Raw genomic sequence first — 15739 nt, 5'->3', positions numbered from 1 at the left:
CAGGAACGGGGGCGGCAGTGTGGTCGCCGACCCAACCCACTGTCAACCAACCATCAGAGTCTAAGGTTTACAGCCCGGTAGTGCCGGCCGCCGGCCGGCAACCCAGCCAACCCCAAACTCACTACAGTCTCCACCCAAGCACCAGAAGGAGACCGCATGTCCCTGCCCCGTTTCACCTACCACCCCGACCCGCTCGCCACCGGCAGCGTCATCGCCTCCCCCACGGTCTGCGTCAGCTGCCACCAGGCGCGCGGCTACGTCTACACCGGCCCGGTGTATGCCGAAGAGGAGTACGACGCGGAGATCTGCCCGTGGTGCATTGCCGACGGGTCGGCCAGCGCGCGGCTCGATGCCAGCTTCACCGATGACGAAGGCATTGGCGGCGGCGGTGAATGGGACGAAGTGCCGAAGGCGGTGGTCGAGGAAGTCGCGCGGCGCACCCCCGGCTTCAGCGCCTGGCAGCAGGAAAAGTGGTGGACCCATTGCGGGGACGCGGGCCAGTTCATTGGCCGTGCCGGGCAGGCAGAACTGCAGGCACTGGGTGCAGGCGCGATCGCGGCGATCCAGGACAGCACCGGGCTGGATGATGGCCCGCAGTGGGACCATTTCTTCGGCGCGCTGCGCAAGGACGGATCGCCCACCGCGTACATGTTCCGCTGCACCCACTGTGGCGAACTGGGTGGCTACCAGGACTGCGATTGATCGGCGGGTGCGTCCGGTAGAAGGCTGACCGCACGCACCGGCAAGCACCGACAGACACGTCTGGGGCGGGCCGCCACGCTGGGGGCCGGCCTCTTCAAACGGTGATCGCGTGCTTTCCCGGGCGTCTGCTGCGCTGACCTGGCTGGGCCAGCAGGCCCTGCCACTGCGCTGCCTGGTCTGCGAAGAACCCGGCAGCGCCGGGCTGGACCTGTGCGCGGCCTGCCATGCCGCCCTGCCCTGGAACGACCACGCCTGCCCGCTGTGCGCGCTGCCGCTGCCGGAGGGCACGCCTGCACGGTGCTGTGGTGTCTGCTTGCATGACCCGCCCCGGCAGGCTGCCGCTGCCGCGGCGTTCTTGTACGCCGCGCCGGTGGACCAGCTGCTGCGTCGCTTCAAGTTCCACCACGACCTGGCCGCCGGGCGTCTGCTGTCGCAGTTGATGCTGCAGCGGGTGCCCGGTTTCGTCATCGGCCCGCTGGCCCCGGTGCCGCTGCACCGCCAGCGACTGCGCACGCGCGGTTACGACCAGGCGTTGGAACTCACCCGGCCGTTGGCGCGCGCGCTGCGGCAGCCGTTGTGGTGCGGACTGCATCGGGATCGGTTGACGTCCGCGCAGTCGGCGCTGGATGCCGATGCGCGGCGGCGCAACCTGCACGATGCCTTTGCGATCACCACCCCCCCGCCGGCGCGGTTGACCGTGGTGGATGACGTGATGACCACCGGCGCCACGCTCGACGCGGCCGTGCACGCGTTGCAGCGCGTTGGCCTGCCCGATCCCGCGGTGTGGGTCTGCGCGCGGGTGCCGTGAGTGGCCGCTCTATACTCCGGGGCTGTCACAGAAAAAGACCGCCGCCGATGGATCCGTTCGCCACGTTCGACTTCGCCGATTTCTGGGACGACTGCGAGTACTCGCAGCAGAACTATCAGGAACCGCCGCCCAGCGATGCGCTCATTGCCGAGCTGCAGGCCGAGCTGGGCTATCGCATCCCCGATGCGTACATCGCACTGGCCCGCCGCCACAACGGCGGCCTGCTGCAGCGCAGTTGCCACCCGATGGACGAGGCCACCAGCTGGGCCGAGGATCACGTGCAGGTCTGCGGTCTGTACGCGCTTGGGCGACAGAAGCCCTACGCGCTGGGCGGCGAATTCGGTTCGCGCTTCATGCAGGAGGAGTGGGGCTACCCGGATATCGGTATCGTCATCGCAGACTGCCCCAGCGCCGGGCACGACCTGGTGATGCTCGACTACCGCCAGTGCGGCCCGCAGGGCGAACCCCAGGTGGTGCACGTGGACCAGGAGGCAGACTACGCGATCACCGTGGTCGCCCCGGACTTCGTCACGTTCATCCACGGACTGGTGGATGAAGAAGCGTTCGACGATGCAGCCGAAACCCTGGAGATCGATCTGGTCACGGTGGACCGCGGCACATTGTCGCCGATCGTGCAGCGCGCGCTGGATGCATCGGCCGGTGTGCTGCCCGAGGGCGAGCGCGCGCTGCGTGCACTGGCGCGCCGGATCACCGAGGAAAAGGGCTTCTTCGCGCTGCATGCCGATCCCGATTCGCACCGGGTGTACGACCTGATGTTCTGGTTGTACTCGCAGCTGACCACGGCCACCTCGTTCACGCATTTCCTCAAGCTCCCCGCCGAGCAGAACGACTACGCAACGCCGTGCTATGAACTCATGGTGCCGTTCGACCTGGTCGTGGCGCCCTTCGGCTTCAAGACCGGTGGGTTCGCGCCCGGCTTCGTCGAAGAGTGGTGGGATACGCGGGTGGCCGAGGGGGCGATCGCGCCGGTGGACGGCGGTTGGCGCTTCAGCGCGGCGGCCGAACAGGCGCTGCTGGATGAGCTGAAGGCAGTGCCCGGCCACGCTGTGGTGTGACTGCGGCTTTCATGCGCCGGCGCTAGCATGGGGCAGTCCCCCTCCCTGCATGGAGAGCTGCCCATGAACATTCCGGTATCGCCTGTGGTGTCGCTGCTTGCCCGTAGCTGGTGGGTGCTGCTGTTGTACGGCCTGGTCGCGCTGGTGTTTGGTGCGGTGGCCATCCTGCAGCCGCTCGCGGCCGCCACCGCGCTGGCATGGGCGATCGGCGTGATGGCCGTGGTGGAGGGCGTGATCAGTCTGGTTGCACTGTTCGGCGGCAACAGCGGGGTATCGCGCGGTTGGCTGGCGGTGTACGCGCTGGCATCGCTGGTGTTCGGCGTGCTGGCGGTGATCAATCCGTTGGCCACGGCCAGCGTGCTGGTGCTGCTGCTGGCGGTGTGGCTGATCGTGGCCGGCATCCACCGCATCGTGTTCGCGGTGCGCGTGCGCCGCCACATCCAGGGCGAATGGCTGCTGATTCTCAGCGGCGTGCTGGCGATCGTGCTGGGCGCGCTGCTGGTGGCCAACCCGCTGGCCGGTGTCGCCGTCACCACCTTGTGGATCGGAATCGGCAGCCTCATCTATGGCGTACTGCAGGTGGTGGTGGCGTTCCGCCTTCGCCGCCTGCGCTGACCGGTGCCGGGCCAGGCCCGCACCCCCCAACAAGGAGGAGGGCGTATGCGCAGGATGTTTCTTGCCGTGATGTTGCTGGCCGGCACGGTCGGCCTGGCCGGTTGCCAGCAGATCCAACAGGTGTTCGATCCGCCTTCCTCGGCGGCCCCCCTACCCCAGGCGCGCCTGCTGCTGCGCGAGGTGGACGAACAGGGCCACGCCGGCGCCACGCTGCTCAAGGACACCGACGGGCGGCCGCTGGCGGTCCTTGAGCCGGCCCTGATCACCACTGCGGACATCGCATCGATCGCCCTGGCCCGGACCGAACAGGGCCAGGAGCCGGTGTTGAACCTGACCATGACCGACGCTGCCGCCCCGCGCATCCAGGCCGCCACCGAAGCACGCGTCGGTCGCCGCGTCGCCTTCAGCATCAATGACAAGGTGCTGTCGGTGGCCACCATCCGTGGCCCGTTCGGCAAGGCGATGCAGGTGGCGGGGCTGGGCGACCCGGCCGCGGCACAGCGCATGTTCACCGAGATCACCGGCAAACAACCCTGAGCGCGACCGCCCGCAGGGACCGATGGACCAGAACAGGCGTCTGCGCGACATGGCCAAAGACTGGATGACGGTGTTGATGATGTTGGGCCTGGCATTGCCCGTGGGCGCCGTCGCACGCGAGCGCTGCACCTGGCCGGAGGCGATGCCGGTGCGCGCGCTGGTACTGGTGGGCGAAGTCCATGGCACCGTGGAAACGCCGGCACTGGTAGGTGAACTGGCCTGCGCCGCCTCGGCCGATGGCACGGCGGTGACCGTTGCGCTGGAAATCAGCGCCCAAGAACAGCCGCGGCTGGACACCTACCTCGCGTCGGCGGGCACCCCGGCCGCGCGGGCGGCGGTGCTGGCCGGCCCGTTCTGGACCCGATCCACCCAGGACGGGCGGTCCAGCACCGCGATGCTGGCGTTGCTGGAACGGCTGCGCCGATTGAATGCCGACGGCCGCCGCATCGCGGTGATTGCGGTGGACGAGGAACGCATCGGTGCCCGCGATGTGGGTATGGCCGAGCACATCGCGCGTGCGGTGCAACCCGGCCGGCGGGTGATTGCACTGCTGGGCAACGTGCATGCCAGCCAGCGGTTGGGGCGGCCGAACCTGCCCGACTACGCGCCGGCGGGCTATCTGCTGCGTGGGCTCGCACCGCTGGGCGTACGCGTGGGTGCCCACGGCGGTGAGGCGTGGGTGTGCGCGCCGGTGTGTGGGGTACGCGCGTTTGGCAATCAGCGCGTGGGCGACGCGTCGGTGGGGTATGCCGCTGGCGACCGTGTGCAGTCGGGGTATGACGGTAATTACACCGTGCCTCTGTATACCGCGTCGTTGCCCGCCGTTGGGACGGTCGGGCAGGCGGCCGGGCAGAGCCCGGCGCTACGGTAGGGCGGGCAGAGTCGGAGCCCGGCAGTATGCGTCAGCGGAAGTTGGCTTCGATCTGTTCCAGCGACTTGCCCTTGGTCTCCGGCAGCCAGAACGCGGCGATCAGGAAGTACAGCAGCGTGCACGCTGCCCAGAAGAAGAACATGCTGGCGTAGCCGTGGTGGCCCACGGTGGGCAGGAAGATCGCGGCGATCACGGTGGACACGAACTGGTTGATCAGCAGCGCGATGCTCATGCCGTTGGAGCGGATGCGGGTGGGCATCAGTTCGGACAGCGCCAGCCACACGCACACGCCCGGACCCACCGCGAAGAACGCCACGAACAGCAGGATGCAGCCGGCCACCAGCCAGCCGTGGGTGGGCGAAGGCACCGGGCCGATCATTGCGCGCTCGATCACCAGCGGCGCCTGTGCGGCGTGGGCGGGATCGGGGAAGGGGTTGAGGTGCAGCCGGCGGAAGAACGCGCCGATCACGCTGTCGGCCGATACCGCGTCTTCGCGACGGATCTGCAGCGTGGCGTCGATGGGGTTGTCGCTGCGCAGCGAGCGCACGTTGCTGAAACCGCCGTACGCATACGACACGGTGAGCTGCTGCGGGGCGCCGCCGGCGTTGCGGTCCAGGCGGTGCCACTGGGCCGCATCCAACGGCAACGACAGGCTGCTGCCGGCCACCTGCTGCTGCAGCTGTGCCTGCACGTCCAGCCGCCCGTGCTCGCTTTTGACGAACAGCAGCGCGGCGGCCAGCAGGGCCACGGTGATGCCACCGGTGCCCAGCATCAGCAGGAACTTGCGGCCCTTGCGGTCCACCAGCACCAGCGCCACCACCGTCATTACCGCGTTGAGCAGCTTGATGGCCACGTCGGCGCCATTGGCCACCGACCCGGGCAGGCCGGCCTGGTTGAGAATGTTGACCGCATAGGCCAGCACCGAGTTGATGCCGGTGGCCTGGGTGAAGGCCAGCACCAGGCAGGCCAGCACGAACGGCCATACATAGCGACGGCTGAGCAGCGGGTCGCGCTTCCCGCTGGCGCCGGTCTGCACGGCATCCGGTGCCTGGATGCGCTGCAGGGTGGGTTCCACATCGCGGGGCGCCACCGTGCGTTGCAGGGCAGCCCGCGCCTTATCGATACGGCCACGGCGTACCAGCCAGCGCGGCGATTCGCTGATCAGCAGCACGCCGCCGGTGAACACCAGCCCCGGCAGCAGGCAGGTCCAGAAGATGGTGCGCCATGCGTGGTCCTTGACGTCGAACAACAGGCGCTGCTGTTCGGCAACGGGCAGCTGGCGCACCGCTTCGGTGGCCGCGTCCACCGCATGGGCGTGGTACAGGCCGATCACCGCGGCCAGCACCAGTCCGATGGTCAGCAGCAGCTGGAACATCGCCGCGCCACGGCCGCGCCGTTCGGGGCTGAGCACTTCGGCCAGGTACAGCGGCACCACCACGCCGATCAGGCCGCCGCTGATGCCCTGCAGCAGTCGCCCCATCAGCAGCGCGGCATAGCCGTCGGACAGCGCCATGATCGGAATGCTGGCGGTGAACAGCACGCCGGCCACGAACATGGCGCCACGTCGGCCGATCAGGTCGGCCACCATGCCGGCGAACAGCGACGACAGCACGCTGCCCAGCAGCACCGCGGCCACCACGAAGCCCAGTTGCTGGCTGGTGAGGTGCCAGCTGGCGGTGGCGGTGGCCTCCAGGTAGGGCAGGGCGCCGGCGATGATGCCGATGTCGATGCCGTAGAGCAGGCCGCCCATGCCCCCCATGAACAGCAGGTAGCGGATTGGCCAGCGCGGGGCGTCGGCGGTGGGAACGGCAGTGGCGGCGGCGGTGGTCATCTACGCGTTCCTGGAAAGACGGGAAGAGGGGGCGGTGCCAGCAGCCGGGCCTGGCGAAGGTTGGCTGCTGGCCGGGCAGAGCCCGGCGCTACGGGGCATGGCCGGGCAGCGCCCGGCATTACAGGGGGATCGGGTGGCCGGTGACGAACACCTGCTGCAACTGCAGGGCGGCATCCAGCACCACCAGGTCCGCGCGCCCGGCCGGGGCGATGCTGCCGCGGTCGTCCAGGCCCAGGTACTGGGCCGGGAAGGTGGACACGCGCTGCGATGCATCGGCCAGCTCCAGCCCCACCTGCACCAGGTTGCGCAGTGCCTGGTCCATGGTCAGCGCGCTGCCGGCCAGTGAACCGGTGGCCAGGCGCACGCAGCCACCGCACTTGTGCACGCGCTGCTCGCCGAGCGCGTACTCGCCGTCGGGCATGCCGGTGGCGGCGGTGGCGTCGGTCACCGCATACAGGCGCGGAATTGCCCGTGCGGCCAGCCGGATCACGCCCGGGTGCAGGTGCTGCAGGTCCGGGATGATCTCGGCGTACTGCGCATGCGCCAGGGCGGCGGCGGCCATGCCGGGGCGGTAGTGGTCCACGCCGGTCATGCCGTTGAACAGGTGGGTGAAGCCGGAGGCACCGGCCTGCAAGGCGGCCACGCCGTCTTCGTAGGTGCCGGCGCTGTGGCCCAGCTGCACGCGGATGCCGAGTGCGCACAGCGCGGGAATCAGCGCGGTGTGCGCGCCGATCTCCGGGGCCAGTGTCATCACCCGGATCGGTGCCAGCGCATGCAGCTGCTGCACCAGCGCCAGCGTCGCCTCCAGCGTGCGGTTGGGCTGCGCGCCCAGCCGCTGCGGGCTGATGAACGGGCCTTCCAGGTGTACGCCAGCGATGCAGGCGGCCGCGGCGTCGGGCGCGGCCATGGTGGCGGCAACGCCCTGCAGCGCATGGGCGATCTCATCCAGGCCGGCGGTCATGGTGGTGGCCAGCAGCGTGGTGGTGCCAAAACGCGCGTGGGTGCGGGCGATGGTGCGGGCCACGTCGCCGCCCTGCATCAGGTCCACGCCGGCCGCGCCATGCACATGCAGGTCGATGAAGCCGGGCAGGATCACCGGCAGCTGCGGATTATCGGCGCCGCTGTGGTCGTCCACCTGCAGCTGCCGGATATGGGTGTCGAAGTGCACGTGGCCGCGGCGCCACCCCAGCGGGGTGAGGATGCGGCCATAAAGGGAGCGGGTCTGGGTCACGCGGGGGACTCGGCGATGATCACTTCGATGCCCAGCCGCTGCAGCCCTTCCAGGTACTCGGCGTCGATGCTGGCGTCGGTGATGACGGTGTGGACCTGGTCCAGCCGCGCGATGCGGTGCAGGCTGACCCGGCCGAACTTGGAGGCATCGGTGAGCACCACGATACGGCGTGCGCGCTCGACCATGCGGTGGTTGAGGCTGGCTTCGGCCTCGTGGTGGGTGGTGAGGCCGAACTGCAGGTCCAGGCCGTCCACGCCCAGGAACAGGGTGTCGAAACTGTAGGTGTTGAGGCTGGCCTCGGCCTGGCTGCCCTGCAGCGACAGCGACTGCTTGCGCAGCAGGCCGCCGGTGAGCAGCAGTTCCACGCCCGGTGCGTTGGCCAGTTCCCAGGCGATGTTCAGCCCGTTGGTCATCACCGTCACGTCGCGGTGCCCGCGCAGGTGCCGGGCCAGGGTCATCGTGGTGGAGCCGGAGTCGATGATGATGTTGTCGCCGGCCTTGACCAGCCCGGCCGCGTGCGTGCCGATGCTGTCCTTCACCGGCAGGTTCAGGGCGTCCTTCTCGTGGATGTCCTGTTCCTGCGGCGGGGTGCGCACCAGGGTGGCGCCGCCATGGGTACGCGTGGCCAGGCCCTGCGATTCGATGTGGGTCAGGTCGGCGCGGATGGTCACCGCCGACACGCCGAAACGCGCGACCAGCTCGCTGACCTGCACGTTGCCGTGCTCGACCAGCAACTGCAGGATCTGTTGGCGACGCTGGCGGGTATTGCGCATGGGGGCGATTCCGTTCGGAAGGAAAGCCAAAGCTTACCGTTCCGAAAGCTCCGTGGCCCGGAAAGTTTCGTTATTGGCCCCGGCGCGGTTGCGATTGCAGGCGCGGGCGTACTCGCCCAGCCGTTCGGCCACCTTGTGCTGGATCAGCGCCAACGGCTCGGCCGTCAGCTCGCCGGCTTCAATGGCCAGCTGCTGGTTGGGCAGGAACTGGCTGAGCAGGATCTGCGGCGGCGCGTGCTGGCGCAGGTTGGCCACCAGCGTCTGCAGCGCGGCCACCACCGCCGGCTCGCCCCAGTAGTAGCGGCTGCGGTCGCTCAGCGAGTAGGCGCGCAGCAACCGCAGTTCGCGTTCGTCGCCCTGGTAGTAGCTGCGCCAGCTGCCCGGCTTGTCGCGCATGCACTGGTCCAGTACGTCGATCAGGTTGGAACACTGCGCCGCCGGCAGTAGCTCGGCTTCGATCATGGCCAGGGCGAACACCGCTTCGCGGAAGGCATAGGTGGCGGCCGGGCCGACCTTGAGGATGGCGAAGTGGTCGCGCACCAGCGCGTGCAGGCCGACTTCGGTCTGGTAGTCGGTGGAATGCGCCTCGAACACGATGCGCGGCTGCGCGTCAACAAACGCCGACAACGCGCGCGCTGCGGACGGGTCGTAGTAGTGCACGCTGCTGTGGTCGAAATCGACGCCGGGCTGCACCACCATCGCAATCACGCGCTCCCACGCCGGCAGCAGGTCCGGCGCGGAAAACGCCTCGCGGTGGATGGCCAGGGTGGTGGCTGCCGCGGCCGGCGTGGTGACCTGCAGGCCACCGGCCAGCGAGGCTTCGCCGCCGGGGATGGGGACTTCAGTGCCGATCACGTACACCGGCGGCGGCAGGCCGTGCGCGGCGGCGGTGCGCTCGGCGATGCGGGCCAGCTCGGCCGAGCGTGCCGCCACCACCGCATCGGGCAGCGGGGTGGGGTCATCGGCGCAGGACATGCTGCAGTCCAGGTGGATCTTGTGGAAGCCTGCGGCCACGTACGCTTCGATCAGCGTGCGCGCGTTGGCCATCGCCACCTCGGCCGGGCCCTTCTGCCACGCATTGGGGCCCAGGTGGTCGCCGCCGAGCACCAGCCGCTCGGCCGGGAAGCCGGCATCGCGCGCCAGGTGGAGCACGTAGTCGCGGTACTGCGGCGGGGTCATGCCGGTGTAGCCACCGAACTGGTCCACCTGGTTGGAGGTGGCCTCGATCAGCAGCAGGGTGTCGTAGCGCTGGGCGACCTGCATGGCCGCCAGCAGCACCTGTTCATTGCTGCAGCACACGCTGTACAGGCCCACGGGATGGCCCTGGCGATGGGCGGCGATCAGCGATTGGATGGCAGACATGGCAACTCCGGAAACAAGCGGTGCAACAAGGGGGTATCAGCAGGCAGGGTGGTGCTGGCGGGCCAGCAGCGCCGCGCCACGCGCACCGCCGGCATCGCCGAAGGTGGGCGGCAGGATCGGCGGCACGCGCACCCCTTGGAACAGGTAGGGAACGATCGCGGCGGGCAGGTCGTGGTACAGCTGCTCCAGCTTGGACAGGCCGCCGCCCAGCACGATCACGTGCGGGTCGATGGCCAGGATCAGGTTGGCGAAGCTGTAGCCCAGCAGGTCGCGGTGGATCGCCAGCGCCTGCGTGGCGATGGCATCGCCGGCGTGGGCCAGCGCCACCACGGCGGTGGCGTCCACGGCGTCACCGCCGCGGCCTTCGTGGATCAGGGCCAAGCCATTGCCGGACACGTAACGCTCCAGGCAACCGCGCAGGCCGCACGCGCAGGGCAGCACCGGCAGCGCGTGGCGTTGCAGCAGGGTGGCCGGAATGCTCCAGTGCCCCCACTCGCCAGCGATGCCGTTGGCACCGGTGAGCAACTGGCCACCCACGCAGAAACCGCCGCCGGCACCGGTGCCGAGGATCGCGCCGAACATGCTCGGGTACCCCGCGCCCGCGCCGCCATGGGCTTCGCTCAGGGCGAAGCACTGCAGGTCGTTGCCGAACTGCAACGGCCGGTGCAGCCGGGCCTGCAGGTCCTCGCCGACCAGGCGGCCGGTGAGGCTGGGCACGTTCGCGCTCAGCTGCCGCCCGGTGCTGCGGTCGCGCACGCCCGGCAGGCCGATACCGATGGCGCGGCACGCGCCGCCCAACGTGCGGTCGGCGCTGTGCACCAGCCCGGTGATCGCCTGCAGGAAGGTGTCGTAGTCCTGCGTGGGCGTGGTCACCCGCTCACGGTGCAGTTCGCGCAGGGTGGCGTCGTAGGCCACCAGCTCGATCTTGGTGCCACCAACGTCGATGCCGTACCAGCACTGCATGGGCATGCCCTGCTCAGCCATGGGAATGGATGGTCACGCCCTGCACGACCCGGTTCACGGTGCCGTCGGGGAAGGGGTTGTCCGGGGTCATGCCCAGCGCCGCCGAACGCTGCAGCGCATAGCACTGCGGCATCAGCAGCCACAGCGGGGCCAGCCAGCTGTCGTCCAGCGCGGGTGCGTCGAGCACGAAGTCGCCGTCGGCGCGGTCATCGCCATCGGGACCCACCGAGATCACCCGTGCGGCGATGCCATCGCCCCGCAGTTCGTCCAGCAGGTCCTGTTCGTAGCGGCGCGACAGCGGTTGCGCGCTGCGCAGCATCACCACCAGGGTGTCGCCATTGAGCGTGGACTTGGGGCCGTGGCGGAAGCCGAGCGGGGTGTTGGCCAGCGCCAGCACTTGGCCCGCGGTGAGCTCGAGCACCTTCAGCGCCGCTTCGCGGGCCAGTGCTTCCAGCGGGCCGCTGCCCAGGTAGATCACACGCGAATACGCGGCCTGGGCCAGCGTGCGCACGGCACCGTCCCACGCCAGCAGGGCACGTTCGCCGTGGCTGGCCAGGCTGCGCAGGCGCTGCACGCGCTGCGGCCACGGCGCGCCGTCGAACACGCTCAGCGCGGCCAGCAGCATGCAGCTCAGGCTGCTGGTCATGGCAAAGGCGCGGTCGCAGCTGGGCGGCGGCATCAGCAACGACAGCGTGTCGCTGCGGCCATGGCCACGCCGGGCCAGTTCGCCGTCGGCATTGCAGGTGATGTCCAGGAAGCGCGCGTCGTCGACCCGGTCGCGCACCAGTTCCACCGCCGCCACGCTTTCCGGGCTGGAGCCACTGCGCCCGAACGACACCAGCAGGGTCGGGCGGTCGCGGCGCAGGTACAGCGCCGGGTGGGTGAGCAGGCTGGTGGTGTGGAGCGCGCGGACCTCGGCGGGCCACTGCGCATTGAGGTGGTCAGCCACCATTTCGGCGATGAAGCCCGAGCTGCCGGCACCGGTGAAGATCACCAACTGGCCGGGCTGGCGCAGTGCCTCCCCAAGGAAGCGGTCGATGCGCGCCTGCGCGTCATCGAGGAGGTCGGCCAGGGCAGTCCACATGCGCGGCTGCTGGGCGATTTCTTCGGCGGTATAGGCGCCGCCAAGGCGCTGCCACGCGGGCAAGTCGGTAAGCACAGAAGCGTCCATTCGCAATTCCTGTTGGGCGACCGCACCTTCTGCGTTTTCTTTCGAAATGTCAAATATCGAAAGATAAAGAAAAGCTAGGGCGGTCACAGTTTTTACGAATCCATCAGCTCGACCCCAGGGCGCCTCCCTGCGGATGCCGCACCGCAGCAAGGTTTCAGGCGGCAACAATCGCGTATTCAGCCGCTATATAGAAAGCGGCTCCCGGCATATCTTTCGTTTTAAAGAAAATATCCTTCCTTTTTCTTTGCAATTTGTTGACATCTTTCGAGACCCTGCCCTAGAGTCGGCCGCACTGGTTTCAGATTCCCGCTGACCGCGGGCTTGGGGGCAAGGTGGAATCCCGGTTTCGACGTACTGGCCTGATGGTGGCCCTGCTGTCCGCGTTGGCGGCGGCACCGGCCGTGGCCGAGCCCCTGGGCAACCTGGCCCGTATCAGCGCTGCTCCCAACAAGGACGGCAGCCCCGGCTGGGATATCCGCACCGACAACGGCATGGTGCTGCGCGTGGACCTGCTGGGCGAGGACATGCTGCGCGTGCAGGCCGGACGCAACGGCACGCTCAGCGGCGCGGGCGACAAGGCCGCCCCGATCGTGGTGCCGCAGTCGGCCGCGAAGGTTGCCGCCCAGCTGGAAGAAGACGGCACCGAAGTCCGCATCCGCACCGCTGCGCTGGTGTTGCACATCCAGCGCCAGCCGCTTCGCCTGGCACTGGACCGCCGCGACGCAGGCGGCGCGGTGCCGCTGTGGCGCGAGCTGCAGCCGCTGGACCTGGGCAAGGACCAGAGCGTGCAGGTGCTGTCCAGCGATGCCGACGAACACTTCTTCGGTGGCGGCCAGCAGAACGGCCGCTTCGCCTTCAAGGGCCGCGAACTGGAGGTGTCCTATTCCGGTGGCTGGGAGGAGGGCGACCGCCCCAACCCCGCGCCCATGCTGCTGAGCGCACGCGGCTGGGGCATGCTGCGCAACACCTGGAGCGATGGCACCTACGATCTGCGCCAGGCCGACCAGGCCACGCTGCTGCACCGCGAAGACCGCTTTGATGCGTACTACTTCGTCGGTCCCAGCCTGCACACGCTGCTGGATCGCTACACCGCGCTGACCGGCCGCGCCGGCCTGCTGCCGCGCTGGGCGTTCTCCTACGGCGACGCCGACTGCTACAACGACGGCGACAACATCAAGAAGCCCGGCAGCGTGCCCGACGGCTGGAGCGACGGTCCCACCGGCACCACCCCCGACGTGGTGGACAGCGTGGCCAAACAGTACCGCGACCACGACATGCCCGGTGGCTGGATCCTGCCCAACGATGGCTACGGCTGCGGCTACAAGAAGCTGCCCGAGACCGTGCAGGGCCTGGCGAAGTACGGCTTCAAGACCGGGCTGTGGACCGAGAACGGCGTGGACAAGATTGCCTGGGAAGTGGGCACCGCCGGCAGCCGCGTGCAGAAGCTGGACGTGGCCTGGACCGGCAAGGGCTACCAGTTCGCGATGGACGCCAACCAGTCCGCGTTCAACGGCATCCTGCACAACTCCGACTCGCGCCCGTTCCTGTGGACGGTGATGGGCTGGGGCGGCATCCAGCGCTACGCGGTGGCGTGGACCGGCGACCAGAGCAGCAGCTGGGATTACATCCGCTGGCACATTCCCACCCTGGTCGGCTCGGGGCTCTCGGGCATGGCCTACGCCAGTGGCGATGTGGATGCGATCTTCGGCGGCAGCGCTGAAACCTTCACCCGCGACCTGCAGTGGAAGAGCTTCACCCCCGTGCTGATGGGCATGTCCGGTTGGTCCGGCAACGCCCGCAAGCACCCGTGGTGGTTCGACGAGCCTTACCGCAGCGTCAACCGCGACTACCTCAAGCTGAAGATGCGCATGACCCCGTACATGTACGGGCTGGCGCATGACGCGGCCACCACCGGCGCGCCGCTGCTGCGCGCGCTGATGTGGGACTACCCGCAGGACCCGCAGGCCTACACCGAAGCCTACAAGTACCAGTTCCTGCTCGGCCGCGAACTGTTGATCGCGCCGGTATACCGCAGCCAGGCGGCCAGCCGTGGCTGGCGCCGTGACATCCACCTGCCGCAGGGCCGCTGGATCGACTACTGGGACGGCCGCCAACTGCACGCCGGTGCCGACGGCCGCACCCTGGACCGTGCCGTGGACCTGGCCACGATCCCGGTGTTCGTGCGGGCCGGCGCGATCATTCCGATGTACCCGGACATGCTCTACGACGGGCAGAAGCCGCTGGATGAAGTCACCTTCGACCTGTACCCGCAGGGCGATGCGCAGTACACCCTGTACGAAGACGACGGCAACACCCGGCGCTACGAGAAGGGCGAATCCAGCACCCAGCAGGTGACCGTCACAGCGCCCGCGCAGGGCACGGGCCCGGTGCAGGTCACCATCGGTGCGGTGCAGGGCCAGTACGCCGGCCAGCTGCCGCAACGCCGCTACGCATTGCGCGTGCTCAGCCGCCAGCGCCCCACCGCGGTCACTCTGGGCGAGCGCACGCTGCCGATGCTGGCCGACAAGGCGGCGTGGCAGGCGGCCAGCGAAGGCTGGTACTTCGATGCCGCCGAGCGTCGCGGCACGCTGCATGTACGCACTGCGCCCACCGACATCCGCCAGCCGCTGGCGCTGCAGCTGGCCCTGCCGGTAGCCGCCGCCGTTGCGGACGACGCGTACCCGGCCGCGCCGGAGCTGGGCCGCGCACTGCCGTCGGACAGCCTGCTGGTGGTCAACCGCCCGGCCGAAGAGCAGGGCTACGAACTGGAAAAGGCCTTCGATGACGACCCGGCCACCTGGTTCCGCACGGTACGCAACCAATCGGTGAAGACCGGCGCGCACGAATGGGTGCTCGGCTTCGGCGAGCGCAAGCTGATCGACGGCATCGCGCTGGCGCCGCGCAACGACCCGCACTGGAAGAACGGCCAGATCCGCGACTACGAGATCTACCTGGCCGACAGCAACGGCGAGTGGGGCGAACCGGTCAAGCGTGGCCGCCTCACCCTGCAGCAGGGCACGCAGCAGATCGACTTCCCCGCCCACGCCGGCCGCCTGCTGCGCTTCCGTGTGCTGAGCACGCAGAACCCCGACGGCGACGGTGCCGGCGCCAGTGATCCGATGGTGACCGCCGCGCAGGGCAGCGTGGCCCGTGCAGTGGATGCGCTGCAGCCGCGCGACGTTGGCCCCATCGTGCTGTCCAGCTTCCATGTGCTGGAACATCCGCAGCCCACCACCCCGGCCCAGCAGCTGTACCTGTCTGCGCTGACGCTGCCGGCCGCGCTGCAGGCCAGCGTGGCCAGCGACCACGCCTTTGGCGGCCAGGCGGCATTGCGCATGAACGGCCTGCTGTTCCGCCGCGGCCTGGGGGTGAATGCCAACAGCCGCATCGACCTGAAGCTCACCGGCAGCTGGCGCCTGCTGCGCGCCGATCTCGGCATCGATGACCAGTGCCGCGCCGCCGGCGGCATGCAGTTCCAGGTGTGGGGCGACAACCGGCTGCTGTATGACAGCGGCCTGGTCAAGGCGCCCGGCGTGGTCAAACCGGAGCTGGACGTGCGCGGCCTGCATACCTTGAGCCTGCGCACGCTGGGCGCGCAGGGCGACCACCCCGCGCAGGTCTGCGGTAACTGGGCCAACGCCGCGCTGATCGGACAGGAGGGCGATACCGCCAGCATCGTGTCGCCGTAACCGACGCAACACGCGTTCAGAAAAACAGTTCTCTCCGTTTCCCGTCTGCGGCCGTGTGGCCGCGGCACGGGGGACGTTTGCCCGAAAACACCCATCCACCGCCAGCCCCA

Annotated in this window: 13 protein-coding genes; 7 read left to right on the top strand and 6 right to left on the bottom strand. The window is 69.1% G+C overall.

Going from position 1 to position 15739, the window contains the following annotated elements; all coding sequences use genetic code 11:
- Positions 1-156: 156 nt before the first annotated feature.
- The 6 genes from AC1DCJ_RS07445 (at position 157) to AC1DCJ_RS07420 (ending at position 4609) form a co-directional block, all read left to right on the top strand.
- The gene (locus tag AC1DCJ_RS07445) at positions 157-702 is read left to right on the top strand and encodes a CbrC family protein (RefSeq protein ID WP_478070570.1); all 546 of its coding nucleotides are present in this window, start codon (positions 157-159) and stop codon (positions 700-702) included.
- Between the two features lie 109 nt (positions 703-811).
- On the top strand, positions 812-1510 hold the full coding sequence (locus AC1DCJ_RS07440; RefSeq protein ID WP_478070569.1) for a ComF family protein: 699 nt from the start codon (positions 812-814) through the stop codon (positions 1508-1510).
- Between the two features lie 47 nt (positions 1511-1557).
- Positions 1558-2586, top strand: coding sequence for an SMI1/KNR4 family protein (locus AC1DCJ_RS07435; protein WP_478070568.1), 1029 nt, complete (start codon positions 1558-1560; stop codon positions 2584-2586).
- A gap of 63 nt (positions 2587-2649) precedes the next feature.
- Entirely contained in the window at positions 2650-3201 is a 552-nt protein-coding gene (locus AC1DCJ_RS07430; RefSeq protein WP_313245072.1) for an HdeD family acid-resistance protein, read from the top strand.
- Between the two features lie 45 nt (positions 3202-3246).
- Positions 3247-3738 (top strand): SecDF P1 head subdomain-containing protein, encoded by a 492-nt coding sequence (locus tag AC1DCJ_RS07425; RefSeq protein WP_478070567.1) that lies wholly within the window; start codon positions 3247-3249, stop codon positions 3736-3738.
- A gap of 22 nt (positions 3739-3760) precedes the next feature.
- Positions 3761-4609: a hypothetical protein gene (locus tag AC1DCJ_RS07420; RefSeq protein WP_478070566.1), complete on the top strand. Its 849-nt coding sequence runs from the start codon at positions 3761-3763 to the stop codon at positions 4607-4609.
- 31 nt (positions 4610-4640) lie between these two features.
- Here the strand turns inward: AC1DCJ_RS07420 and AC1DCJ_RS07415 are convergent, their stop codons facing one another.
- The 6 genes from AC1DCJ_RS07415 to AC1DCJ_RS07390 all read right to left on the bottom strand — a co-directional run bounded on the left by AC1DCJ_RS07415 (position 4641) and on the right by AC1DCJ_RS07390 (position 11940).
- Complete coding sequence (locus tag AC1DCJ_RS07415) at positions 4641-6440, bottom strand: MFS transporter (RefSeq protein ID WP_478070565.1); 1800 nt, start codon at positions 6438-6440, stop codon at positions 4641-4643.
- A 118-nt stretch (positions 6441-6558) separates the two neighbouring features.
- Positions 6559-7671: an N-acetylglucosamine-6-phosphate deacetylase gene (locus AC1DCJ_RS07410; protein WP_478070564.1), complete on the bottom strand. Its 1113-nt coding sequence runs from the start codon at positions 7669-7671 to the stop codon at positions 6559-6561.
- Positions 7668-8444 (bottom strand): DeoR family transcriptional regulator, encoded by a 777-nt coding sequence (locus AC1DCJ_RS07405; protein ID WP_137190701.1) that lies wholly within the window; start codon positions 8442-8444, stop codon positions 7668-7670. The genes AC1DCJ_RS07410 and AC1DCJ_RS07405 overlap by 4 nt, the downstream gene beginning before the upstream one ends.
- 33 nt (positions 8445-8477) lie before the next feature.
- Positions 8478-9806 (bottom strand): D-tagatose-bisphosphate aldolase, class II, non-catalytic subunit, encoded by a 1329-nt coding sequence (locus AC1DCJ_RS07400; protein ID WP_478070563.1) that lies wholly within the window; start codon positions 9804-9806, stop codon positions 8478-8480.
- 36 nt (positions 9807-9842) lie between these two features.
- Positions 9843-10769, bottom strand: a complete 927-nt coding sequence (locus AC1DCJ_RS07395; RefSeq protein ID WP_478070620.1) for an ROK family protein — start codon at positions 10767-10769, stop codon at positions 9843-9845.
- Between the two features lie 13 nt (positions 10770-10782).
- Positions 10783-11940, bottom strand: a complete 1158-nt coding sequence (locus AC1DCJ_RS07390; RefSeq protein ID WP_478070562.1) for an SIS domain-containing protein — start codon at positions 11938-11940, stop codon at positions 10783-10785.
- A gap of 362 nt (positions 11941-12302) precedes the next feature.
- Here AC1DCJ_RS07390 and AC1DCJ_RS07385 point away from each other — a divergent pair, with 362 nt between their 5' ends.
- Entirely contained in the window at positions 12303-15629 is a 3327-nt protein-coding gene (locus AC1DCJ_RS07385; RefSeq protein ID WP_478070561.1) for a TIM-barrel domain-containing protein, read from the top strand.
- Positions 15630-15739 lie beyond the last annotated feature (110 nt).

It is taken from the genome of Stenotrophomonas sp. 10N36, assembly GCF_056395005.1.
The sequence above is the reverse complement of the archived record's forward strand: the minus strand, read 5'-3'. Positions and strand labels throughout refer to the sequence as shown.